The organism is Arenibacter echinorum (genome assembly GCF_003259375.1).
GTDB classification, from domain to species: Bacteria; Bacteroidota; Bacteroidia; order Flavobacteriales; family Flavobacteriaceae; genus Arenibacter; species Arenibacter echinorum.
The window spans coordinates 660,051-685,492 of the sequence record NZ_QLLN01000003.1 but is presented as its reverse complement, the minus strand read 5'-3'; the positions used below and the strand labels follow the sequence as shown (position 1 = coordinate 685,492).

Genomic DNA, 25,442 nt, shown 5'->3' with positions numbered 1-25,442 from the left:
ACGAACTTACATAGCCAACAGATCCTTGTATGTTTTAATATAATTAATGGGCAAGCTCTAGATTTGACCAATAAAAGGTTTTAGGTATTGGTATTTGGAAGGGCGAGGAAAGCTAATCCTATTTAAACCCTTATCTTTGCGGATTTTATTACAACGCATGTCAAACCCGCTTAAATTATCCTTAGTAAATCCCCAAAAGTTTCCTTTTTTTTATGGTTATATAGTGCTTCTTATTGGGAGCATAGGCATCTTGGCAAGTATTCCGGGCCAAACCATTGGGGTATCCGTTTTTACGGACCCGGTCAAGGATGCCTTGGGGTTGACAAGAAATCAATTTAGCAATGCCTATATGATAGGTACCTTGTTGAGTTCTGCCTTGGTGGCAAGGGCGGGCATTTGGTTCGATGCCTATGGAGCCAGATATGTGGCTTTCTTTGCTACCTTACTTTTGGGGGCATCCCTTTTGGTATTTTCTGTTTCCGTGGAAATCAGTGGGGCCATTAAGGCGCTTTTTAATTTTGATTCCTGGTTCATTCCGTTTTTATTGATCACATTTTTATTTTTTTTAATTAGGTTTAGCGGTCAGGGAGTGTTGACCATGGCTTCTAGGAACATGATCATGATGTGGTTTAAGAAAAACAGGGGTAAAATTAATTCCATAAGCAGTATTACAGTATCCTTGGGCTTTTCCAGTGCCCCGATTCTGTTGAATAGCCTTATTGACGAACATGGCTGGGCCAGCAGTTGGCAAATAATGGCCCTATCCCTTTTTATTTTTTGCCTCTGTATTTTACTGTTGTATAGAAATAGGCCGGAGGATTTCGATTTGCTTCCCGATGGACATGATAAGAAGGAAGTGGACCAAGAGGCTGAGGAAATCGAGACCGACTTTACCTTAAAAGAAGCTAAAAAAACCCGGGCCTTTTGGATGTTTGGACTGGTTTTGGCTTTCAATAGTTTTTATGTAACGGGATTTACATTTCATATCGTCTCTATTTTTGGAAGTCAGGATTACACAAAGGCCGAAGCCATCGCAATTTTTTTGCCCATGTCCATAATAGCAATATTCGTATCAACTACCTGCAACATTTTAAGTGATTACATTCAGCATAAAATCTATTTGTTCATTATGTTGGCAAGTGGGGTAGTGGCCTCGTTGGGACTATTGTTTCTCGCTTATCCTATAGGGGTATATTTGTTGGTCGGGGGGCTAGGGACCATGGGCGGTTTATTTGCAGTAATCAATGCAGTTACATGGCCCAGTTTTTTCGGTAGAAGGTATTTAGGTTCCATCTCAGGAAAAGTAATGAGCTTTTTGGTTATAGGTAGCGCCATAGCGCCAAGCTTATTCAGTTACTGCTTTACCGGCTTGGGTTCTTACCGTTATATGGGGTATGTTACGCTGGTCTTTTTATTGTTTTTGATCATTGGTTCACTTAAGGTGAAGAATCCACAATAATAAAATGTACACCTTAAACTACGGGAGTACAGTTGCAGCTAGGTTTATGCCGTACAGGCATTTCGCGTTAAAAGCCTATATTCTCCGTTGTTCTTGAACTCGCGAATGGAGGTGCCTACATACTTTTTAAAAGTTTTTGACAGATGGCTAACGTCCGTAAAGCCCAATTCCTGGGCAATTTCGGTGAGTGTAAAATCGGAATTCAATAAGCGGATTTCCACTAATTTCAACTTAGCCTTAATGATGTATTCCCGTAGGGGCATATTTACTTGCTTTTTAAAATATTCACTTACATAGGTGGTAGACAACATAAAGACATCTGCCAAGTTTTCTACTTTTAAAAGCTCTGTTTTATCAATATTCTCGTTAATATAGGTGAGCATCTTCGAGATTCTATCATCTGCATTGTGTTGTGGTCCCTCAAAATAGTTGGTTTTTTTGATGTTCCTGATCAGTATCTCCAAGATACTGGTCATTAAGCTTGTAATGAGGTTTACGGATTCCTGGCCATAATTCCTGGATTCCTGCAAAATCATGGCAATTAGACTTTCTATATGGCGTTTATCCAAATCGTTCCTAATGATATCTCCCGGTAACTGATTATAGTTGGATAGTATATAGGAAGCTTCCCTAAACCATTCATTTCTATCAATGGACATGCCCTTGGTATTTTTGAAAAAAGAATCCGAGAACTTTAAAAAGACAAAATTGGTTGGTTTTTCTATGGTAAACGAATGACATTTTAAAGGGGGCAGTAAAAATATGCTGCCCTTGCTATAGTTGTATTCGTTGTAGTTTATACACTGTATTCCTTCTCCTTCCCTTATTAGGACCAATTCAAAAAAATTGTTTTTAACGGGCCGTTGTTTCCATTCCGTTAATTCAATTTCTTGTATTTCAAAAGGTTTATAGGTCTGTAATACTTGCATTTTTAACTGTTTTAGGGTCAAAATTAAATAAAATAAGCGTAAGGAATCATTTTTAGGCGCCAATAACCTTTAAAAGTACATAAATACCCAATTGTTTTACCAAAAATAACAGGATAAGGGCAGTTAACTTTGTCCCATAATTTAATCGCAAACAAAAATTAAAAAAATGAATACACCAAACATTTCAAAAAAGGAGATCATAAACGCCTTTCAATTTAGACATGCAACCAAAGAATTTGATGCTAGCAAGAAAGTATCCGATAGCGATATGGATTTTATTTTGGAAACGGCTCATTTATCCCCTAGCTCTTTTGGTTTTGAACCCTGGCATTTTATTGTAGTACAGGATAAGGAGTTGAGGGAGGCCCTAAAGCCAGTGGCTTGGGGAGCACCTGTAAAGTTGGATACTGCCAGTCACTTTGTATTGGGCCTGAGCATGAAGGCACCCATGACCAAATGGGATTCGGATTACATTATGTCCATGATGAAGGATGTAAAACAATTGCCTGGAGAGGTAATAGAAATGTATTCTAAATTTTATAGGGAGTTCCAGGAGCGCGATTTTAACTTGGACGATGATAAAAAGTTGTTCGACTGGGCCTCTAAGCAGACCTATATTGCCTTGGGAAATATGATGACCTCAGCGGCATTGATCGGTATAGACAGTTGTCCTATTGAAGGCTTTCATCAAGAAAAGTCAGAGGCATTATTACAAGAAAAATTTGGTGTGGACACCACTAAATATGGGTTGTCGTATATGGCGGCATTTGGTTATAGGAAAAAAGAACCAGAGTTTGCCAAGTCCAGAAGAAACAAGGAGGATATAGTTACTTGGTTGTAGGTGCAAGGAGTTGAATATAAAAATAATAAGTCAGGGAAACCTGATCTTTAAATGAAGCCACTAATATGAAATTCATTATTTCACTTGTATTGGGAAGTACCCTAGTTTTTTTGGGGAGTGCACAAGAAACTCCAAAAACGGATGCTGCTAAATTCACTAACGAAGTAGTAACAGCAGACAAAGTAGAATGGGGTTCGTTAAATCCGTTGCGAGGCGATAAAAGTCCGGCTGCGGGAAAACTTTGGGGAGATCGTACCAAAAACGGACCAGCAGGATTTTTAGTAAAATTTAAAAAAGGATTTTCATCGCCACCACACATCCATAACATAACATATCGTGGTGTGGTAATAAAAGGGTTGTTGCACAATGATGATGAAAAAGCAAAAGAACAATGGTTACCAGCGGGATCCTTCTGGGTACAACCAGCAGGCGAAGCACATATTACAGCAGCAACAGGTGAAGCTAATTTGGCTTATATAGAAATTCAAGAAGGTCCGTATTTGGTAAGGCCCACAACTCAGGCTTTTGATAATGGTGAGCGTCCTTTAAATGTTGATAAATCGAACTTGGTTTGGTTAAATGCATCTGATATTACCTGGATAAAAGATAATAGTGGTGTGCAAACTGCTTTTTTATGGGGAAGTCATAAGGAGGACGAATTGAATGCTTCGCTCATAAAATTTCCGGCCGGATTTAAAGGTGAAATTATTAATAATAGTCCAAATCTAAGAGCAGTGATCATTCAAGGTAGCATAACACACCAAACTGCTAAAGATGATAAGGTTGATGTTCTAGATGCTGGATCCTATTTTGGTGCGGCGGAAAATTCAACTCATAAAATTTCTTCAGAAAAAGAAAGTATTGTTTACGTCAGAACAAATGGAAAATTTGAAGTTGCCTCTCGTACGCCTCTAGAATAGGTTATTCAGGTCCGATGAAATACTTTGGAGTATTTCATTATATCAACAAAAAGGCGGACAATGGTGTATGCTGGCATTTGGCTTAAGCTTGCCTTGTGCTAATAGACTTATTGGAAATTGCACTTGATTCACTTAAGCAGAAGGGGCATTGGTTGATTTTTTAATATTCAAGCTCTTTCAATTCACACCTTTGCAGTATTAATATTTAGATTCTGAGCATTGGAAGGTAAAGTAGCACCAGCTTTCAACAGGAGCAATAAGCTTTTTAACTAAAGAGGGACTTTGCAGACAAAATAATTTAAGATGAGAGAATTCGAACCCATTAACAATGCATACAACAGTGTATTCAAAGCTGAAGAACTGAGCATTGGAATAGTAGTGCCTATAGAGAACTACGATCAGGGGCTTCTGCCTACCATGGAGCATCACTTGGAGCGTGTAGAACTTATTGAAGATCTAGGCTTTAAATCATTGTGGGTTAGGGATGTACCTTTTAATGTGCCTTCCTTTGGCGATGCGGGTCAAATGTATGATCCATTTACTTATTTGGGATTTTTGGCGGGCAAGACGTCCAAAATAGCATTGGGTGTTTCCAGTATCGCTTTGCCCTTGCACCATCCGGTGCATGTGGCGAAATCCGCTGCCACCATAGATCAATTATCGGGCGGGAGGTTGCTTTTAGGGGTAGCTTCTGGTGATCGATTTGACGAATATCCCGCCATGGGTATAGATTATGATAATCGCGGGGAGTTATTTCGCGAAGCCTTCCATTACATTCGTAAGTCACAGCAGAGTTTTCCTGTATTGGAAACAAAAAACTTTGGCGAATTAAAAGGGCATATAGATATACTTCCAAAAGCCAAAAGCCATAAAATTCCCATGTTGATGACCGGTTTTAGCCAGCAAACCTTGGAGTGGAATGCAGAACAGGCGGATGGGTGGATGTACTATCCCAGGGATCCCAGACAACAGAAATACAGAATTGAGGAATGGCGGGCTTTGGTATCCGAGTCAAGTGAATTTGACAAGCCTTTTATGCAACCTTTATATGTGGATCTTCAGGAAGACGATAATTTTAGACCACAACCCATTCATTTGGGTTTTAGGACTGGTGTTAATTATTTGAATACCTATTTACATCATTTAAAAACTATTGGCGTAAACCATGTAAGTATAAATCTAAGGTTCAATTCAAATGATATGGAACTCACCTTAGAGCGATTAGCGGAAAAAGTATTACCGGAATTTCAATCGAATAAAAAAGAAATAACGTTCTCATGAAAAAAACCATTCTGATCACGGGAAGCACCGACGGCATAGGGAAACTGGCCGCAATACAATTGGCCAAGGAAGGTCACGAAATTTATCTACATGGAAGAAATTCCGTAAAACTTCTAAGTGTTATTTCGGAAATTAAAACCATATCTAAAAATGAAAAAATAAAAGGGTTTGTAGCCGATTTTTCAGATCTGGAGGCAGTTTCCAAAATGGCGGAAAAAGTTGTAAATGAAGTTTCCAAAATAGATGTTTTGATCAATAATGCCGGAATTTATATGAGCAAGACAGCTACCAATAATAACGGATTGGATATAAGAATAGTGGTCAATTATCTGGCACCCTATGTGTTGACCAAAGCCCTTCTTCCCCTATTAAAAAAATCGGAAACAGGACGTATTATTAATTTAAGTTCAGCTGCTCAATCTACTGTTTCAGAGTCGGTTATGATGGGGATGGAGAGGCAATCCGAAAATACGACGTATGGACAGAGCAAATTAGCATTGACCATGTGGAGTTTTGACCTGGCCGCCAGAGAACCGGACCTTACCGTAATTGCAGTGAATCCTGGTTCCTTGTTAAACACTAAAATGGCCAATGAAGCCTATGGGCAACATTGGGCCCCAGCTGAAAAAGGGGCAAATCTATTAGTGGACCTGGCCATTTCAGAAATGTATAATAACGATTCCGGAAAATATTTTAATAATGATAAGGGAGAAGACAGAGGAGTTTTTGCCTCGGCACATCCCGATGTTTATGACCAAGATAAAATAAGACAACTTATAGGAGTTACCAATAAAGTTTTAGGAAATCTAGTCTCCTAAATAATTGTCCGCTCATTTTAATTTGAGGTCCAATGCCCAGCTATTATCGTCAATATAATTCATCAGTGCTGCAAAAAAGACTACATGGAAAAGTTGTGACGGTAATATTGCCCAGTTCTCTATTAAAGTGGTTCCAAAGATCAACATGAGCATGATCAGCGCTCCCAAAAGAATCGCTTGCCTGGTAAATAGGCCTATAAGCAAAAGAAGGCCTGCACAAAGTTCAAGTACGGGAAGTGCATAACTAAAGGGTACAACAATGATCTCCGGTAACATGGAGCCCTCAAAACTTTTGACCATCCATTTACTAAAACCCGATAGTTTGGGCAAACGTACCAATCCGTGCCCAAACATGCTTAACCCTATCGCCAGGCGCAACATTAAATAACTAATATTGTTCATTACTTTTTTGTAGCAAATATATAAAAATGTGGGAGGGTGTATTTATATTGACAGTGTCAAGAACGTTTTTACCTCCTCTTTTAGCTTATGTGCAATTTATTGGTCAATTTTTATTCTTACTACCTTTAAAATTACTATAAAATTGGTTTTTAGTATCTTTGTAAAAAGTACGGCAGGATTGTTTTACACCATATGCTGTGATTTCCAATTAAAATTGGAACCTTTTAATGCTTTATATCCATAAAGGGCAAAAACCTTATACTCAAGTTCAATCAAGTAATTATACCGTTCAAGGCTGTGACTTAGGTAGATATGTGTTCTATAGGTCATTAATGGTTTGGGGTATACGATAGGCGTTCTATCAATATCCAGGAACGGTATGAAAATTGCACAGCAACTTGGAAACGCCTAAAACCCGGATAATAGTTCGCTAACTTATTTTTGGTAAGTGGTACTTTGGACAGCTTAGAAAGTAGGGTAGCTGGTGCCAGAGTAATAATGAAGCTGTAGGACAGATTCATAGAATTGAATAATTTAACCCCCGAAGGAAAAGCATATGAAGGATTTCGAGCCCATTAACAAAGCATACAATAGTGTATTCCGACCCGATGAACTGAGCATTGGAATTTCAATGCCAATAGAGAACTACGATCAAGGTTTAATGCCTACCATGGAGCATCATTTGGAACGTGTGGAATTATTGGAAGAATTGGGCTTCAAGGCCCTTTGGATTCGTGACGTACCCTTTAATGTACCCTCCTTTGGCGATTCGGGCCAAATGTACGATCCCTTTACTTATTTAGGATTTTTGGCGGCTAAAACTAAAAAAATTGCACTGGGTGTTTCCAGTATCGCTTTGCCATTGCACCATCCGGTACATGTAGTAAAATCCGCTGCCACCGTAGATCAATTATCAGGTGGGAGGTTGCTTTTAGGAGTGGCTTCAGGCGATAGATCTGAAGAATATCCCGCAATGGGAATCGAATATGAGAACCGTGGGGAATTGTTTCGGGAGGCCTTTGGATACATTCGTAAGTCACAGCAGAGTTACCCTAAATTGGAAACCAAAAATTATGGCGTTTTAAAAGGGGATATAGATATACTTCCAAAAGCCAAAAACCATAAAATTCCCTTATTGATGACCGGCTATAGTCAGCAGTCTTTGGAGTGGAATGCCAAAAACGCCAATGGGTGGATGTATTACCCCAGAGACCCAAGACAACAGAAATATAGAATTGAGGAGTGGCGGGCACTGGTTGCTGAAACATGTATTTTTGACAAGCCTTTTATGCAGCCTATGTATGTAGATCTTCAAGAAGACGATGATTTTAGGCCAGAACCCATTCATTTGGGCTTTAGGACGGGTGCTAATTATTTGAACACCTATTACATCATTTAAAAACTATTGGTGTAAACCATGTTAGTATAAATCTAAGGTTCAATTCCAATGATATGGAACGCACCTTGGAGCGACTGGCAGAAAAAGTATTGCCAGAATTTCAAAAGAATAAAAAGTCGGCAAAAATATAATGGGCAAAACTACTATTGGGAGAGGATAGCCTAATTATAGATGCAACCACCGTTTTGGCAAGTGCTTTGATTAGGGAATCCAGGGAGATGGAAGAATCCATTCTAAATCAAATTCCAATTAGGAGCAAGTATCCCTAAAACTCTTTTATAAATAGTACCACAACGTATCACTTTTCTGGAGATCCAATAATTTACTCACCCAATAAATATCCTTATTCACTTAAAAGAATAGGCCATTCACTGATTCCTTAAAATTCATGTTGTTCCAATCCACATCTTTGTAGGGTAATAATAGTCCTATAAAGTATATAATGATGAGAAAAGTAAACTTATTGTTTTTATTAATGATGCAATTATTGTTGGTGTTTTCCTGCTCCAACGATGCGGTAGAAAATACGGCAGTAGAGGAAGAGGGGGAAGTGGTAACAGAAAGTGAAACTTATGTAGAAACCTATTCCGACACCGATTTTGAAGCCGTGGACTGGACCGATGATACGCATAGCAAATCGGCCGATCCAAATTTTGATGAAGTTTTTGAGGATGAGGCTGTAAAGCGTATGGATATTGTCATCACAGAAGAGCGTTGGCAGAGTATGTTGGATGATATGACGTCACTATATGGGGCGTTTGGTGGTAGTGGAGGTCCTGGTGGAGGAGGATTGGTAGAGGTCGATGAGGATCCTATTTTTGTACCCGGAGAGGTGTTGTACAACGGCAAGGAATGGTACAGGGTTGGAGTGCGCTTTAAAGGCAACTCCAGTTTACAGTCTAGCTGGAGCAGTGGTATCCTAAAATTATCATTTAAGCTTGATTTTGATGAATTTGAAGATCAATATCCCCAAATAGACAATCAACGTTTTTATGGATTTAAGAAATTGAGTTTGAAAAATAACTACAATGACAAATCCATGCTAAGGGAAAAGGTGGCTACCGATGTTTTCAGGGATGCCGGTATAGCCAGTTCACACGCCGCATTTTATGCCGTTTACGTGGATCATGGCGATGGACCCCAATATTTTGGAGTATATACTTTGGTAGAAGAAGTGGATGACACGGTAATAGATACCCAGTTTTCGGATAATGATGGTAATTTATACAAACCTGATGGCACCGGTGCCAGTTTTGCACAGGGTACCTTCACCGAAGATGTATTTGTAAAGAAGACCAATGAAGATGAAGCCGATTTTAGCGATATACAAAGTGTCTTTACGGCTTTGCATGCAGCGGATAGAACAACGGATCCCGAAACCTGGCGTGCCAATTTGGAAAGTGTTTTTGACACTGATACCTTTTTGAAATATTTGGCTGTAAATACCGTAATTCAAAATTGGGATACTTATGGTAGAATGACGCATAATTATTATCTGTACAATAATCCCGATACGGAAAAATTATCATGGATTCCATGGGATAATAATGAGGCTTTGCAAAATGGTAATAGGGAAGGGGCATTGGCTTTGGATTTTTCAGATCTAAATCATACCCAATGGCCATTAATAGGATATTTGTATGAGGATGCCACCTATAGGGCACAATATGACGCATATGTAAGGGATGTGGTCGACAATGCCTTTAACGTGAGTACTATGCAATCCAAATATGCAACTTATTCGGCATTGGTAGAACCTTATGCCAACCTTGAAGTTTCCGGGTATTCATTTCTAAGTTCCAGTTCGGATTTTCAGGTGGCCATTAGTCAGTTAAATAGTCACGTTAGCGCTCGTGCTACAGCAGTAAATAATTATTTGAACGATTAGTTTTTATGTTGATGAACCGTCAGGTTGATTAATTTTGTTGTTCCCCCGACCGAAATCCGGCTACTTGCAAAAGTGGCTGGATTTTTTGTTTTTTTAAATTATTGGAATCTTACAGCAGTGAAAAATTCAAAATCTAAAATTTTGTAAATTCGCTAATAACTGTATGACAAGGGATATTATAGATATAAACGACTTTATTATTTTGGTAGAAGAAGCCAAAGTAAATGAGGCTACCATAGATTCATGCTCCTTTGAAGAGCCTTTGATCGCCGTTGCTTTTTATGGTTCTGGTAATGTTGATTTAAAGGTAAAATATGGGGACAAACAAAAAGACTTCAATCATACCAAGGGTTTGGCCCTTTCTTTTTTCGCGGATGATAAAGTAGAATTCATACATACTGTCTCCTCCGCCAAGCCATTGGAATGCTTGGTTATAGCCACCTCTATAAAAGCATTGGATAAACTTCCCAACCAAGAGGGGGAGTTATTCGGAGATATGTTGGGAGAGCTGGTCAATCCCTCCGATCATTATGTGGAAGGTCCCCATTTCATTATGACCCCGGAAATGCAAGCCATTGTAGATGGCTTATTCAATATTAAATATGAGGGAAAAACCAAAATGATGTTTTTCCGAAGTCAGATAACAACTTTGCTTTCCCATTTTTTTGGTCAATTGGCCAGCTTAAAAACAGAAAAAATAAATCCCCAGGAACGCAGTAAACTCAATTGGGCCAAAGATATCTTATTGGAAAATATTGATAACCCTCCTTCCCTAAGTGAACTTTCCAAACAAATAGGGTTAAACACCTTTAAATTAAAAAAAGACTTTAAAGCATATTTTGGCGTTCCCGTGTTCAAATACCTTCAAAACGAACGATTGACCTTGGCTCATAAGTTGATCCGCAATCAGGATGCTACGGTACAGGAAGCTGCCTGGCACGTAGGCTATGATAGTCTAAGTTCATTTTCCAACGCCTTCGCAAAAAAGTTTGGCTATAGACCTAGTCAGATCAAGTAAATTCCCTTTCGAACAAATCTTACTCCATTTGGGACAACCCGTCCTGAGCGCACTCCAATAATTTTGGCATGTAACTTTAAAAAATAAAAGTCATGAAAATTAAACGTGCACTACTTATTGGTATAGTCATTTGGATTATTGCCATCCTTTTTTATTCGGTTTCTTACTATGTACCCATCTTGGAAAATAAAGATGCACAGGCAAATCTTGTATTGTTTGTTGTGGTTATTCCACTGGTCTGGTTGGGCTGTACTTTCTACTACAAGAAGGACCTTCAAACCCATGGATATCTGGTGGGGCAAACCATGTTATTGACTGCTGTTATATTGGATGCCTTAATCACGGTCCCCTTCTTCATAATCCCAAAAGGAGGTAGTCATTTTAGCTTTTTTACCTCCTTGGGATTCTGGATCATAGCGGCCGAGTTTTTATTGGTATCAGTATTGTACTGGTATGCCCGTGTATACCCAAAAACTAAACTTCTAAAGAATTAAGGCCATGGATATTACACTTGAAACTATATTGATCAGCGTATTGATAATATTGACCGGTCTATCGGCAGGACTGTGCTTCACTTGGACCAATGCCATTACCCCTGGAATTGGAAGGTTGGATGACCAGGGTTATTTGATGTCCTTTCAACAAATGAACAGAACCATAATAAATCCCCTGTTCTTTGTGGTGTTCTTTGGTCCTTCCATACTAGGGTTTATCTCTTTGTATTGGTTCAAAGGAAGTCCGGGTACACTTATGTGGCTATTGGTTTTGGCCACGGCTACCTACTTCTTAGGGGTAGTGCTGGTCACCATTTTCGGGAACGTTCCTTTAAATGAGATGCTGGATAAAGTTAATTTGAATACGGCAAGCAGGAACGAATTGGGACAATTGAGGGAAAGCTTCGAACTAAAATGGAATCGTTTGCACCTTATAAGGACCATCACCTCGGTTATTTCCTTTCTCTTTCTTCTATTGGCATTAATACAGGCCGCTAAGAACAGTATTCAATAGATGTCCCCAAATTCTAAACAATAATTTTAAACAAATAAAAATGAAAAACAGGAGTAATATTTTAGTCATCGGCGGTACCGGAAAAACGGGCCGCAAAGTAGTAAATAGATTAATTAAGGCGGGCCATAAGGTCAGGATAGGTTCCAGATCGGCTTCCCCGGCCTTTGATTGGGAACAACCAGAAACATGGTCAGAGAGCTTGAAAGGGATAGACAAGGTTTATATCACCTTTCAACCAGACCTAGCAGTTCCGGGAGCTTTGGAGGCAATAGAGGAACTGATCAGAAAAGCCAAACAATCGGGCGTGAAAAAGGTAGTGCTCTTATCTGGAAAAGGGGAGCGCGAAGCTGAACTCTGTGAACAAGTGGTGATCCACTCTGGTCTGGATTATACTATTGTTAGGGCTAGTTGGTTTAATCAAAATTTTAGTGAAAGTTTTTTCCTGGAGCCTATTTTGGAGGGCTTTGTAGCCTTGCCACAGGCAGATGTTAAAGTTCCCTATGTGGATACGGATGACATTGCCGATGTGGCTGTAGCTGCCTTGCTGAACGAAAAGCACAATGGAGAGATTTACCAACTTACCGGTCCAAGACAACTTACCTTTAAAGAAGTGATCCAGGAAATTTCCGAAGCCACTGGAAGGGACATTGCATTTACGCCAATTGCCCTTTCGGCCTATACCCAAGTAATGCAACAACAGGGAGTCCCTGCCGATTATATTTGGCTGATAGAGTACTTGTTTACAGAGGTTCTGGGTAATCCGGACAATGCGGATATTACCCATGATATAGAGAAAGTATTGGGAAGAAAGCCAAAAGATTTCTCGGAATATGTAAAGGAAACTACAGATACAGGGATTTGGAATACTAAGGTTGGGACCCTTTAAAATTGGGTAATGGATAGACGTGTATTGGGCATAATTTTGCTAATTTCTTTATTTCTCTTAGCGGGGTCTGGTATATTGATGTATTTCAGACCCTTTGAGAAAAGTGTGGCGGCCATTCATACCTTTTTTGCCATACTATTCATTTTGGCCATGGTTTTTCATATGGTCAACAATAAGAAGCCTTTGAAGAATTACATTACGGCCAAGCGATTGTCAAAATTTAAAAAGCTACAAAGTCCGTTAATGTTGCTCATTGCAATAATCATTACTCTTGGACTGTATTTTGATTACCCGATATTGAACAATTTATATGCCTTTGGGAATGGGATACGCAATGAACAACTGGGAAAGAAAGAGGCCAACTTCGATTATCAGATTATTGATTTGGAAAATACTCTTGGAGATAGGTCTATAAGTGTGGAATTAAAAAAGGGAGAAGCATTTCAATATCCTTTATTTGCTATTTGGATCGAGGATATGTCGGGTAATTACGTCCAAACCCTATATATTTCAAGGGTCATAGCATCCAGTACCTTTGATTTTGGTGAAAAAATAAATAATGACTGGGAACCGGCAGTGTTACGGCGTCCTGAGTCTTTGCCGTATTGGGCACACAAACGGGGTATTAAGGCGGAGGACGGACTCTACATGCCCATGGGCAACTCGGCAGATATTGATGCCAATTCCGGAGCAACACCTACAGGCAATTTTATAATCCACGCCAATAGCGAAATAGCAAAGGGGAATTATAATATACTGATGGAGTTGAATCAATCCTATGATTGGAACGAGTTTTATACGAAGGACAAATTTCCTGAAGACGAAATTTATTCAGGCTCTGGACAGGTAGGTCAACCATCCTTAATATATGCCACCGAAATAGCTCCCAAGGATTTTGATGCAAAGACCTATAAATTGATGGAGCTCATAGGTCACGGCCATTATTCTGGAAAAAATGGTGGTTTATATGCAGACCTTTCGCAAATAACAACCGCAAAGCAAATTGCCGATCGGATTATAATAACTATACAATAATGAAATTTAACACGATTAAACTAGAGGAAATAGCCATTAGAACTGTAATCTATCCTGGAGATTTAGGTTATATAATATACAGACATGGAGCAATGTATGCCAAGGAATACAATCACGGGGTTTCTTTTGATGTCTATGTGGCAAAAGGAATCTGTGAGTTTTACCAAAATTATGATGCCAATAAAGACGGGGTTTGGCTATGTGAGCATAAGGGCAAGATCATTGGAAGTATTTTTCTGCAGCATAGAGAGAATAGAACAGCGCAGTTACGATTTTTCTATTTGGAAAGTAAGTATAGAGGATTGGGTCTTGGCAAATTATTAATGGGTCTTTTTATGGATTTCTATAGGGAATGTGGTTACACTTCTTCTTACCTCTGGACCACTGATGAATTGGATACTGCTGCAGGATTATACCAAAAGCACGGATATGTACTAGAACAAGAAGTAAAAACAAAGGTATTCGGAAAGTCATTAATAGAACGTAAGTATCAGTTGGGGCAGCTGCTGACAAATAATTAGGATTTAGGAAACGGGAGAGGGTGAGTTTGTATATTGGTCAATAATTTTATAAAATTCGCTTACAGCTCTTTTTTCATAGATGTCTTTGACGGAAATAATCATCCCCTTTCTCATCAAAGGGGGTTGAATAATAGGGACGGCTATTATTGAGTCGTAATCTTGAATAGTTGTTTTTGCTAAAATTGTATAGTATTTGCCTGTTTTTACCAGATCCAAAAGCATAGGGATATCGTTTACTTCTATAGAAATATTTAAATTTAAATTCTTATTTTTAAAAACGTCATCAATGTACTTTCGAGTACTGAATCCTTTGGCAGGTAAAGCCAACGGTAAATTCTCAATATCCTTTACTCTTATCTTTTTAACATTCTTTAAGTCAGATTCAGGGGAACCTATTAACACCATAGGGGAATCAAATAATGGCTGGTATTGGTGACTATTGTTTTTTTCGAACTCTTCAAAGGACAAAATAAAATCCAATTCAAAATTGTCTAATTTTTGTAGAAGTTCTTCAGAAGTACCATAAACAATATGCACCAAAATCTTTGGGTATAAAGCTAAAAATTGTTTTACCGTTGTAGCTATCACTTGCCTTAATGCAAAAGTGACCCCAATTTTCAGTTCGCCGGTTTCCATATTATTTAAATCCCTTAACATTTGAAAACCGTTGTTGGCACTAGTAACACTTTTTAAGGCATAGTCATGAAATAATTCCCCAGCTTCGGTAAGTTTTATTCTCTTTCCAATGCGTTCAAACAACGGAGTACTTAATTCAATTTCCAATTGTTTTATCTGCTGTGATAATGTACTTTGACTTATATGCAACTCTGATGCGGCTGCTGTGAAGTTCAACAATTCTTTAGCTCTTAAGAAATATTTTAGCTGTCTTAACTCCATTTTATTAATCGGTTTTATCGATTGATGTTATCGAAAAATAACGTTTTACAAATTTAGAACTTATCGTGAACTTTGTCTCAAATAAAAACATCTAATATTTAAAAAATGAAAGAAACAATTATTTTATGTCTCATATTCTTCCATGTAGGAGTATTTGGACAGAAAGTGGAGCCCGAAGTGGAAAATGAATTTATTGGCTCTTGGTCCCTCGTATCCATCACCAACATTTATGAAAATGGGAACAAGGTTGAGCCTTATGGTCAAAATCCTGATGGATTATTAATATTTGATGCAGACGGAAACTATGCCATTCAAATATTGAAGAAGAACAGACCACTAATAGCATCTGGCAACAAAAACACCAGTACGGCTGAAGAAAATGCTGCAATAGTTAAAGGTTTTAATGCCCACTACGGCAGATACTCCGTAGATCCCAGTACTGGAATAATAGCTTTTAATATTGTACATGCATCCTTTCCTAATTGGGAAAATAAGATTCAAAAAAGAGCTTTTAGCTGTCATAATCGAGTGCTGACATACAAGGTAACAAATACCACACAAGGCGACAATGCTGTAATAGCAGAGGTGGTTTGGAAAAAGAGAAATTAAAGACTATGGGGGTTCATGGAATACATCCCGAATTTTAATTAGGTATTATGATCAACAATCATTCAAAAGCTGCGTTTGGCATCCTTTATTTTATTGGTTTTGCTCACCTTATCAACGATTTAATTCAGGGTGTTATACCCTCCATTTATCCTTTATTAAAAGAAAAGTATCAGCTATCGTTCATACAAATTGGATTAATAACTTTTGCTTTTCAGTTTACTGCTTCCCTATTGCAACCATTAGTGGGTCGTTATACTGACAAACGCCCCAAAATATATGCGTTGATTTATGGATTGGGCTTATCTGCCTTTGGGGTTTTGTTGTTGTCTTATGCCAATAGCTTTTACGCGATACTTGCAGCCTGTATTTTAATGGGTGGGGGCTCGGCCATTTTTCATCCAGAATCCAGTCGAATTGCCAACCTGGCATCTGGCGGAAAGATAGGAGTGGCACAATCAATCTTTCAAATTGGAGGTAATTTAGGGACCGCACTAGCTCCTTTGATGGTAGCTCTTATTGTTTTACCGGATTCTCAGGATTTAATTATTGTATTTATGTTACCATTAATTTTGGGGTTGATGGTGCTTAAGGAAATTACTGTCTGGTATAAAAGGTATTTGGACGGTGTTAAATCAAGAAAAATAATTTCCCCATTGGTAAGTGTCGGCTTTTCCAAAAGAAAAACAAAATTGGTATTCGGTATACTGTTGGTAATAATTTTTTCAAAATTTATTTATGCGGCAAGCCTATCCAATTATTACACCTTCTATTTAATTGAAAAGTTTGACCTTACCATAGAGCAAGCTCAAATACATCTTTTTGTCTATTTATTTTCCTATATGTTGGGAACTGTCATTGGGGGACCAATTGGAGATAAATTTGGAAGGGTATATGCTATATGGTTTTCTGTTTTGGGGGCTATACCGTTTACATTGATGTTACCTTATGTGAATCTTATTTATACCGATATTTTTATGGTCATTATAGGGTTGATAATGGCCTCTGCATTCCCGGCAATTATTTCATATGCCCAAGAATTGATGCCAAACAAACTTGGGGTAGTTTCTGGTTTGTTTTACGGTTTTGCTTTTGGGGTCGCCGCTATTGGATCCGCAATAATTGGGGTTTTGGCAGACTACACCTCGATTTATTTTGTGTATCAAATTTGTTCTTTCCTGCCTTTAATAGGCGTTGTTTGCTATTTCTTGCCCAATTTAAATCCTAAAAAAGTAAGATTGCTCTCTTCAACTGCTTAGAAGAGATAACAATGCTTTTGGAACAAATAGTTCTCCCTCTAGAACAATATATTTTTACTTTTTAAAAGCATCTTTGCTACAGGAACTAAAAAAATAGAAGATATGCCACATTTTATAATAGATTGTTCGGAAAACATTGTTTCATTAAAATCACCTCAGGAGATTATGCAATATGTCTATGATGCCGCCGAGTCTACCGAACTTTTTGACCCTGGAGACATAAAGGTGAGGATCAATCCATTTAAGTATTACAATATAGGGAACTCTACCAATGATTTTGTTCACATTTTTGCCAATATTATGGAAGGGAGAACGGTACATCAAAAAGCTTTGTTATCAAAAACACTGGTAACCAAATTAAAGCAAATGTTTCCGGAAGTTCCGATTCTATCCATGAACATCCGAGATTTTGAAGAGGCAACTTATTTTAATAAATCGATGATTAAAAAAGATGACTAAAGAAGAAAAAATAAAAATATTGGATATTAGTTGGGAGTTGCATAGTCAAGTTGAAACTAGTTATTTGAATAATCCCGCGAATAAAGGTGATACGGAGTGGTTGGATAAACAGCGTATGCTTCTGGCGGATATGGCACTACATTTATTGCAGACAGCTATCAAACCAGGTGATATTGAATCAGATAGATTGCGTGATAATATGAATGCCATACTTACTATAGCAGATCAGTTTCTACCAAGTGCTGATCTAAAAAAGGCCACTGAAAAATTGTATGATAATTTATAATTACATGAGAAAATCAATAATTACCTTCAGTATCCTTCTTTATGCCATTGTGGTTCCTTTTTTGGAAATTAATGAAACCCATGTTTTCAATCCCAATTGGACTCCCCATGTTAGAATTCATGAGGTATGGCAATTAATTACAAATTCCGGAATAGGGTTGCTATGTCTGTGGTTGGTATGGGTTAAAAAGGAAACCAAGATTAGTGGTATTTTAAGTTTATTGGTAACAGGGGGCTTCTTATTGGCTTATGGCTTAAAGAATGCTTATGGTGGTTCCATGAAATATTTGGATGGAAGTGAAAAAACATTATTGGGAATTAATATTGGTGTTTTAGGATTTGGGATGGCCTTTATATTGGTTTTGTACATATTAATGGTAGAAAAGTTTAAAGAAACAGTTAATAGAAATAAAAATGAAATTTAGAAAAGCAACAGAGAACGATGTTATAGCAATCGTAGAAATGATTGCCGATGATGAGTTGGGAAAAACAAGGGAGAATTTCAAAACACCCCTGCCAGAGGAGTATTATAGAGCTTTTGCGAACATAAATAGCGATAACAACCAGGAACTTATAGTTGTGGAAAATGAAGTGGGGGAGGTGGTAGGCACCTTACAATTATCCTTTATCCAATACCTCACCTATCGTGGTGGTGTAAGAGCCCAGATCGAAGCTGTGAGAATTAGGAAGGATCAAAGGGGAACGGGCATTGGAACCAAAATGTTTAAATGGGCCATAAATAGAGCAAAAGAAAGAAATGCCCATATATTGCAGTTAACCACGGACAAGAAAAGGCCGTTGGCCATAGCTTTTTATACAAAACTTGGGTTTAGCGACAGCCATGAAGGGATGAAGATGCATTTCTGATTATATCATTACTAAAGCGAATCCAGACCTTATGATGTTGATTTATATTGTTGTACATAAGAACATTTAACAGGAAAAAGCAGACAGAATAACGAGAGGTCATTGAAATGTCAGAAACAAAATGTAAGTTGGTACCGTAATACCCTTGCATGAAAAAAATCTACTTTTTAGCTCTTTTGAGCTTTTTCCATTTTGCCGTTTCTGCACAATCGGAATTCATCACGACCTGGAAAACGAATAATCCAGGAATTTCAGAGGATAACCAGATTACAATTCCAACCTATCCCGGAGAAAACTATGATTATTCAGTGGACTGGGGAGATGGCACCTCGGATTTAAATGTTGTGGGGAATATTACCCACACCTATGCCAGTGCGGGAACCTATCAAGTTTCGATTACTGGGGTTTTTCCAAGAATTTATTTTAACTACGAGACGGGAAACCCAATTGCTGCCGATGAGAAGAAGTTACTTGCCATTGAGCAATGGGGTAACATAGTATGGTCTTCCATGTCAGGAGCATTTTATGGGTGTGCAAACATGGATGTCAATGCAACCGATGTGCCGAATTTGTCGAATGTCACCAGTGTCCAAGCTATGTTCCGTGAATGTAGTGATCTGGTAGGCAATTCTTCTTTTAATGACTGGGATGTGAGTAATGTTACGGACATGGGTACCATGTTCTTCGATGCCAAAGAATTCAATAGCCCATTGAATAATTGGAATGTCTCTAATGTACAATCTTTTAACTCCATGTTCAATGGTGCCACCAAGTTTAATCAGCCTTTAAACAATTGGATTCTAAGTTCGGCAACATTTATAGGTGGCATGTTTTCAAGGGCATCTTCATTCAATCAAGATATAGGAAATTGGGATGTGAGTTCTGTAACAAATATGGGGTATATGTTCAGTGGAGCAAGTTCTTTTGATCAAGAAATTGATAATTGGGACGTGTCCAAAGTAACTGATATGCGCAGTATGTTCCAGCAGAGTACATCATATAACCAAAATATGTCCTCATGGAATGTTGGCAAGGTGGAACGAATGGATGCCATGTTTAGATGGGCTACCAATTTTAATCAAAATATCAGTAATTGGAATGTACAGAGCGTAACATTAATGAATTCTATGTTCCGGGGCGCATCATCCTTTAATCAAAATATTTCAAATTGGGAAGTTGGCAATGTAACGAACATGTCGGAACTATTCATGGATGCCGTAGTTTTTGATCAGCCAATCGGGATTTGGGATGTTGGTAAGGTAACCAACATGGCCTCTATGTTTGATGGGGCAAGTAATTTTGACCGGGATTTGGGAAGTTGGAATATTGAAAATGTAGAAAATGTTAATAATATATTCACTGGGGTAAAATTATCTTCAAAAAATTACGATAGTTTAATTCAGGGATGGAGCAGTATACCATCATTAAAACCAAATTTGGTATTTGATGGAGGTAATAGTAGTTTTTGCAAGTCTTTTGCAGAAAGGCAAGCCTTAATATATACCAAGGGTTGGATAATTATCGATGCTGGGGAAGACTGCCCATTTATTAGTACCTGGAAGACCAACAACCCCGGTATTTCTGATAGTTACCAAGTCACTATTCCAACTTTTCCGGGTGAAACCTATAATTATACCATTGATTGGGGGGATGGGTCCTCTAATACCAATGTAACAGGGGACATAACACATTCCTATGCCGCAGTTGGTACTTATGAAATATCCATTACAGGTAACTTTCCACGAATGTATTTCAACTATTTTCCCGTTGATGAAATAAAGGACTATGAGAAGCTTATATCTATTGATCAATGGGGAGATATAAACTGGACTTCAATGGAAGATGCGTTTACAAAATGCTCAAATTTAGATATCCTAGCTACCGATACCCCAAATTTATCCAATGTCAGGAATATGGGTTACATGTTTAGAGGGTGTACCAAATTAATTGGCAATGCTAGTTTTTCCGAATGGGATGTAAGCAATATAACAGGGATGTTTGGTGTTTTTATTGACTGCCCTTTATTTAACCAGGATATAAGCAATTGGTATGTTGATAATGTTACGGACATGGGATCCATGTTTGCAGGAGCTTATTCTTTTAATCAAGATATTTCTTCATGGAATGTATCCAATGTTATTCGTATGTCGGGCTTATTTAACCGTGCCAGTTCATTTAACCAAGACATAGGAGATTGGAATGTATCTAAAGTCAATGATATGGGTTACATGTTCAATTCTGCCAATAGTTTTAATCAAGATATTTCAAATTGGGATGTTTCCAATGTTAAAAGAACTGAAGGAATGTTCTTGGGTAACCAAGCATTTAACCAAAGGCTAGATGGATGGGATGTTTCAAATGTCACTAGTATGGCCGTCATGTTTTATGACGCTCCCCTATTCAATCAAGACATAGGGGAATGGGATGTCTCAAGTGTCACCGATATGGCCAGGATGTTTGGAAGAGCTTTTTCTTTTGATCAAGATCTGGGAAATTGGGATGTAAGTAATGTTGTAGATATGACATCTATTTTATCCGGTGTTACTTTATCAACAAAAAACTATGATAGTCTATTAAAAGGTTGGAGCGCCTTAACCAATCTTCAAAATAATCTGGTTTTTGATGCTGGAAACAGCCAATATTGCAGCTCAGATTGGGCCCGACAAGCAATTATCGATACCTATGGCTGGACTATTTCCGATGCAGGTGCCAACACCGATTGTCATTTTGTAACTACTTGGAAGACAGATAACCCTGGTGCTACCAGTGATGATAGAATACGTATTCCTACAGCTCCAGGTGAAATCTACAATTACTCTGTAGATTGGGGCGATGGTAACACTGATAAAGGGATTACAGGAAATATAACTCACCAATATGCAGTACCTGGAACGTATACAGTATCCATATACGGGAAATTTCCTAGAATATACTTTAATGATTTTTATGGAACGACCCAAGATTCGGACAAAATTGTTTCCATAGACCAGTGGGGTTTAGGGGAATGGACTTCCATGGATAATGCTTTCACACACTGCTCTAATCTAGATGTATTGGCTACCGATATTCCAAATTTGGAAAAGGTTAGTTCTGCAATTGGGATGTTCAGGTTTTGTGAAGCCTTGGTAGGAAATGATTCCTTCTCCGATTGGAAGGTAGGCTCTATTACAAATTTCGGCAATATGTTCGATGGGGCAAGCCTGTTTAATCAGGATATAGGTGATTGGGATGTTTCCAATGCCACTTATTTATCATTCATGTTTTCCGATGCAATTAATTTTAATAGTGATATCTCCAATTGGGATATGGGTAATGTTGAATTCATAGACGGTATGTTTGTTGGTGCCAAAGCCTTTGATCAGCCAGTCGGGAAATGGGAAGTTGATCACCTAACATCAATGCATGCCTTGTTTGGAGGAGCTAGTTCCTTTAACCAGGATATTTCTTCTTGGAACGTTGGTAATGTGCAACATATGGGCGCTATGTTTTCGGGTGCAACGTCCTTTAATCAGGATATCGGAAATTGGGATGTTTCAAGCGTGACATCAATGAACGTAATGTTCGCAGGGGCAGAGGCGTTTAATCAGGATATATCGAGTTGGGATGTAAGTGCTGTTACGGATATGAGTGGAATGTTTGAAAGAGCAACTAGTTTTAATCAGCCTTTAAACATTTGGGATGTTTCCAGTGTAACTCAAATGGCTATAATGTTCGTCGAGGCTACTTCGTACAACAAGCCCTTGAACCAATGGGATGTATCAAATGTTACCGATATGAGCGGTATGTTTGGAAAAGCTACTTCTTTTAATCAAGATATTTCAGATTGGAATATGGGCAAAGTGACTTCTATTGGAGGAATGTTCAATGGGGCATCTTCCTTTGACCAGAACCTAGGAAAATGGGATGTAAGTATGGTTACAACGATGGATCATCTTTTCTCTGGTGGAGGACTATCATTAGAAAACTATGACAAAACCCTTATTGGTTGGAGCAATATACCGGCGTTACAAAGCAATGTTTTATTATTTATGAATAACAGCCAGTTTTGCGATGGAGAATTAGCAAGGCAAAGCCTTATTGATAATTATGGTTGGATCATAACAGATGGCGGTAAAGTTCCTTATTGTAACGAAGACAATGACTTGGATGGAGTTTTGGACCAGTATGATCTATGTTTGAGTACCCGACCAGGCATGGAAGTCAATAGTAATGGTTGTGATATTGTACCTTCAGACGGTGTTAAGGTTTATGCCCTAACGCCAAGTTGTACGGGCAGTAACGATGGGAGTATTGAAATATCTATGAATGAAACAGAATATTTGCTGGATATATCCATTTCGGGCGAAGGAATTTCCAATCAATTTAAAAGCGTTGCATCCCATGAACCCTTTAAAATTGATCAATTGCCTGTCGGTTCCTATACTGTTACCATTGCTATTCCTGAGATTCTCTTTCAACAAACTTATGGCGTTGCCATTAATGGGCTGACTTCTGTAAGTGGAAAAAGAGAAGCGTTGGACCTTACAGCAAGAACTGTTTCCTACAACGTTTCGGGTAGTAAAAAATATGAGGTACTGGTGAACGGACAGCTAATGAATTTCACTTTTGACGATCTTGGAGATCAAACCATATTTATAGACGGTCTATCTGGTAAAACAGATGTTTCCATTTTCGGAGAGAGCGATTGCCAAGGTCACATTACCGACAGTTTCTATATAGGTGACTCCATACAGGTCTTCCCAACGATTTCCTCGGATTACATTCACCTTTTAGGTAAAGGAAATTTCTTTAATGTAATGATTTACAGCTTAGAAGGGAAATTGATCAAAGTAATGGATTACCAACAACAGACAAATATTTTGGATATCTCTTCTTTGGAATCAGGTTTGTATATACTTAAAATAAGAACTGATAATACAGGGGAATCAATAAAGATCATTAAGAAATGAAAATGACAAAATCAATTATAATCAATGCGATTTTAGTTTTATCCTCTCTACTATTTTCCTGTAGTGGTGGCAGTGATAGTGCAAAAGAACCAATAGTCAAAGAAGTTAATCCTCCTACTAAAGCAATTGGAATTTTACCAGTAAACGGCGAGCCTTGTTCCGACTATGAAGCGGTTTCAGGGAACGACGCTCAAGTAAGTATTTCCTTTAGCTGGCAGGAAGCAGAATATGCCCAGAATTATGAATTGGTGGTGAACGAAGGTGGTAATGAGGTTTTTAGAAATATATTTAATGCATTGGTAGCTAAAGTGACACTGAATAGAGGCAAGGTATATACATGGAACATAATCTCAAAAAACAGTGACGGACAAACCAATAGTGATTCCATGTCTTTTGCCGCTCCAGGTACTCCTGTAGGTAATTATGTGCCCTATGCGGCCGAAATTGCCATTATATTTGATGTTACCACCGCCGATCTTAATACCTCATGGATTGGCAAAGATGAGGATGGTGATGTTTTGACATATGATGTTGTGGTGAAGGAAGAGGGAGAGACCATTGCGGAATTTACTGATTTAACTGTTGACACGCTGGATCCCATAGCAACTTCTCCAAATATGCTATATACCGTTCAAGTTATAAGTAAGGACGTTTCTGGGAATTATTCTATATCTGAATTCAGTGCCATATCTCCAGAATAGACGGGAAAGTATATCTAATTTGGATTTCCTAGGGGTAATTTCGTCTTGAGGTTCTTACCCAATAAATGGTATCTCCCTTAAAAAAATATTAAAAAGTTCTCATTACAAGGCTTTCCAAAGCTATTTCAGTTGGGAAGGAAAGGTCATAGTAATTAAAACCACTGATCTTTTAATTCTCTAACAGGAAGCGGTAAGTGAACACTACAACCAAACATTCTTGGTTTACAACTGGTAATACCAAACATTTACTAGTAGCCCTTTCCTTTTAATCTGTTAAATTTTAATATTCATAGATAGAAATCCAGCCATTGTCTATTTGCTTTCATATTTCTATAGCGTACGTATACCTTTGGTCTATCAATACGTTGCAATGACTACGTATTACCAACAATTGGAACCCAAAATCTTAGAGATTATGAAAGCATTTATCAGAATATACATTTTATCAGTTTTACTTGCCCTTGCTTTTATGGCGGAAGCTTCAGGACAATCGGTTGGAAACTCAAATTCCAGATCCACCAGTGTTACCAAGACTGCAACGTTCAAAAAAACGGTTAATAACAGAGTGCCCAGTACAAAAGTCACCTATAAAACTCCAATGCGAAAAGTAGTTTCAGTGCGTTCGGTGCCCGATAAAAAAGTTATTAAGTATAGTGGACAGGATTACTACTATGCCAATAACAAGTATTACACACAATCCAGGGGAAGGTATATTGTAATTGCTCCTAAAATAGGATTCAGGTTAAACAGCTTACCTTCAAATTATAAGCGGGTTAATTATAATAATTACAATTATTATAATGCCCAGGGGGTATTTTATGTTCAAACAAATAATGAATATGAAGTGGTAGAGCCAGAAATAGGCACCATAGTGTATGAGCTTCCAGAAGATTATGAAAAAGTAGCCATAGATGGAATGGAATATTATGAATATGCCAGCATCCTTTATGAGAAAATACAAGTAAATGGCACTAGGGCCTATGGAGTAGTAGGTATTATAGAAATGGAATAAAG

General features: G+C 38.1%; 25 protein-coding genes. 22 read left to right on the top strand and 3 right to left on the bottom strand.

Going from position 1 to position 25,442, the window contains the following annotated elements; all coding sequences use genetic code 11:
• Window positions 1–157 precede the first annotated feature (157 nt).
• Window positions 158–1,459: an MFS transporter gene (locus LV92_RS10090; protein ID WP_111623504.1), complete on the top strand. Its 1,302-nt coding sequence runs from the start codon at window positions 158–160 to the stop codon at window positions 1,457–1,459.
• Window positions 1,460–1,503: 44 nt separating this feature from the next.
• Here the strand turns inward: LV92_RS10090 and LV92_RS10085 are convergent, their stop codons facing one another.
• On the bottom strand, window positions 1,504–2,388 hold the full coding sequence (locus LV92_RS10085) for an AraC family transcriptional regulator (protein ID WP_111623630.1): 885 nt from the start codon (window positions 2,386–2,388) through the stop codon (window positions 1,504–1,506).
• 166 nt (window positions 2,389–2,554) lie between these two features.
• On the opposite strand from LV92_RS10085, the gene LV92_RS10080 reads away from it, so the two are divergent.
• From LV92_RS10080 to LV92_RS10065, 4 genes are all read left to right on the top strand, one after another.
• Window positions 2,555–3,229, top strand: coding sequence for an NAD(P)H-dependent oxidoreductase (locus LV92_RS10080; protein WP_111623503.1), 675 nt, complete (start codon window positions 2,555–2,557; stop codon window positions 3,227–3,229).
• A 65-nt stretch (window positions 3,230–3,294) separates the two neighbouring features.
• Window positions 3,295–4,149: a DUF4437 domain-containing protein gene (locus tag LV92_RS10075; protein WP_111623502.1), complete on the top strand. Its 855-nt coding sequence runs from the start codon at window positions 3,295–3,297 to the stop codon at window positions 4,147–4,149.
• Between the two features lie 303 nt (window positions 4,150–4,452).
• Window positions 4,453–5,430, top strand: a complete 978-nt coding sequence (locus LV92_RS10070; RefSeq protein ID WP_111623501.1) for an LLM class oxidoreductase — start codon at window positions 4,453–4,455, stop codon at window positions 5,428–5,430.
• On the top strand, window positions 5,427–6,248 hold the full coding sequence (locus LV92_RS10065) for an SDR family NAD(P)-dependent oxidoreductase (protein ID WP_111623500.1): 822 nt from the start codon (window positions 5,427–5,429) through the stop codon (window positions 6,246–6,248). Before LV92_RS10070 ends, LV92_RS10065 begins: the two co-directional genes overlap by 4 nt.
• Window positions 6,249–6,260: 12 nt before the next feature.
• On the opposite strand, the gene LV92_RS10060 is transcribed toward LV92_RS10065, so the two are convergent.
• Window positions 6,261–6,650 carry a DoxX family membrane protein gene (locus LV92_RS10060; RefSeq protein ID WP_111623499.1) on the bottom strand — a complete coding sequence of 130 codons (390 nt, stop codon included), beginning with the start codon at window positions 6,648–6,650 and terminating at the stop codon, window positions 6,261–6,263.
• A 556-nt stretch (window positions 6,651–7,206) separates the two neighbouring features.
• On the opposite strand from LV92_RS10060, the gene LV92_RS10050 reads away from it, so the two are divergent.
• The 8 genes from LV92_RS10050 to LV92_RS10015 all read left to right on the top strand — a co-directional run bounded on the left by LV92_RS10050 (window position 7,207) and on the right by LV92_RS10015 (window position 14,405).
• Window positions 7,207–8,049, top strand: coding sequence for a TIGR03571 family LLM class oxidoreductase (locus tag LV92_RS10050; RefSeq protein ID WP_211322958.1), 843 nt, complete (start codon window positions 7,207–7,209; stop codon window positions 8,047–8,049).
• A gap of 442 nt (window positions 8,050–8,491) precedes the next feature.
• Complete coding sequence (locus tag LV92_RS10045) at window positions 8,492–9,937, top strand: CotH kinase family protein (protein ID WP_245946330.1); 1,446 nt, start codon at window positions 8,492–8,494, stop codon at window positions 9,935–9,937.
• Window positions 9,938–10,100: 163 nt separating this feature from the next.
• Window positions 10,101–10,955, top strand: coding sequence for a helix-turn-helix transcriptional regulator (locus LV92_RS10040; protein ID WP_111623496.1), 855 nt, complete (start codon window positions 10,101–10,103; stop codon window positions 10,953–10,955).
• A gap of 92 nt (window positions 10,956–11,047) precedes the next feature.
• Entirely contained in the window at window positions 11,048–11,449 is a 402-nt protein-coding gene (locus LV92_RS10035; protein ID WP_111623495.1) for a DUF5367 family protein, read from the top strand.
• 4 nt (window positions 11,450–11,453) lie between these two features.
• The gene (locus LV92_RS10030) at window positions 11,454–11,963 is read left to right on the top strand and encodes an anthrone oxygenase family protein (protein WP_111623494.1); all 510 of its coding nucleotides are present in this window, start codon (window positions 11,454–11,456) and stop codon (window positions 11,961–11,963) included.
• 40 nt (window positions 11,964–12,003) lie between these two features.
• Entirely contained in the window at window positions 12,004–12,849 is an 846-nt protein-coding gene (locus tag LV92_RS10025; protein ID WP_111623493.1) for an NmrA family NAD(P)-binding protein, read from the top strand.
• Between the two features lie 9 nt (window positions 12,850–12,858).
• Window positions 12,859–13,884 (top strand): DUF4405 domain-containing protein, encoded by a 1,026-nt coding sequence (locus LV92_RS10020; RefSeq protein WP_111623492.1) that lies wholly within the window; start codon window positions 12,859–12,861, stop codon window positions 13,882–13,884.
• On the top strand, window positions 13,884–14,405 hold the full coding sequence (locus LV92_RS10015; protein ID WP_111623491.1) for a GNAT family N-acetyltransferase: 522 nt from the start codon (window positions 13,884–13,886) through the stop codon (window positions 14,403–14,405). The genes LV92_RS10020 and LV92_RS10015 overlap by 1 nt, the downstream gene beginning before the upstream one ends.
• 3 nt (window positions 14,406–14,408) lie before the next feature.
• Here the strand turns inward: LV92_RS10015 and LV92_RS10010 are convergent, their stop codons facing one another.
• Window positions 14,409–15,302: a LysR family transcriptional regulator gene (locus LV92_RS10010; RefSeq protein ID WP_111623490.1), complete on the bottom strand. Its 894-nt coding sequence runs from the start codon at window positions 15,300–15,302 to the stop codon at window positions 14,409–14,411.
• Between the two features lie 105 nt (window positions 15,303–15,407).
• On the opposite strand from LV92_RS10010, the gene LV92_RS10005 reads away from it, so the two are divergent.
• The 9 genes from LV92_RS10005 (at window position 15,408) to LV92_RS09965 (ending at window position 25,440) form a co-directional block, all read left to right on the top strand.
• The gene (locus LV92_RS10005; RefSeq protein ID WP_111623489.1) at window positions 15,408–15,911 is read left to right on the top strand and encodes a lipocalin-like domain-containing protein; all 504 of its coding nucleotides are present in this window, start codon (window positions 15,408–15,410) and stop codon (window positions 15,909–15,911) included.
• Between the two features lie 47 nt (window positions 15,912–15,958).
• Window positions 15,959–17,167 (top strand): MFS transporter, encoded by a 1,209-nt coding sequence (locus LV92_RS10000; protein ID WP_111623488.1) that lies wholly within the window; start codon window positions 15,959–15,961, stop codon window positions 17,165–17,167.
• 102 nt (window positions 17,168–17,269) lie between these two features.
• Window positions 17,270–17,626, top strand: a complete 357-nt coding sequence (locus LV92_RS09995; RefSeq protein ID WP_111623487.1) for a 5-carboxymethyl-2-hydroxymuconate Delta-isomerase — start codon at window positions 17,270–17,272, stop codon at window positions 17,624–17,626.
• Window positions 17,619–17,912, top strand: coding sequence for a hypothetical protein (locus LV92_RS09990; RefSeq protein ID WP_111623486.1), 294 nt, complete (start codon window positions 17,619–17,621; stop codon window positions 17,910–17,912). The genes LV92_RS09995 and LV92_RS09990 overlap by 8 nt, the downstream gene beginning before the upstream one ends.
• A 4-nt stretch (window positions 17,913–17,916) precedes the next feature.
• Window positions 17,917–18,336 carry a hypothetical protein gene (locus LV92_RS09985; RefSeq protein ID WP_111623485.1) on the top strand — a complete coding sequence of 140 codons (420 nt, stop codon included), beginning with the start codon at window positions 17,917–17,919 and terminating at the stop codon, window positions 18,334–18,336.
• Window positions 18,326–18,778 carry a GNAT family N-acetyltransferase gene (locus LV92_RS09980; RefSeq protein ID WP_111623484.1) on the top strand — a complete coding sequence of 151 codons (453 nt, stop codon included), beginning with the start codon at window positions 18,326–18,328 and terminating at the stop codon, window positions 18,776–18,778. The genes LV92_RS09985 and LV92_RS09980 overlap by 11 nt, the downstream gene beginning before the upstream one ends.
• 149 nt (window positions 18,779–18,927) lie before the next feature.
• Complete coding sequence (locus LV92_RS09975; protein WP_111623483.1) at window positions 18,928–23,727, top strand: BspA family leucine-rich repeat surface protein; 4,800 nt, start codon at window positions 18,928–18,930, stop codon at window positions 23,725–23,727.
• 2 nt (window positions 23,728–23,729) lie between these two features.
• Window positions 23,730–24,428, top strand: a complete 699-nt coding sequence (locus LV92_RS09970) for a hypothetical protein (RefSeq protein ID WP_146613529.1) — start codon at window positions 23,730–23,732, stop codon at window positions 24,426–24,428.
• 415 nt (window positions 24,429–24,843) lie between these two features.
• Complete coding sequence (locus LV92_RS09965; RefSeq protein ID WP_111623629.1) at window positions 24,844–25,440, top strand: DUF6515 family protein; 597 nt, start codon at window positions 24,844–24,846, stop codon at window positions 25,438–25,440.
• Window positions 25,441–25,442 lie beyond the last annotated feature (2 nt).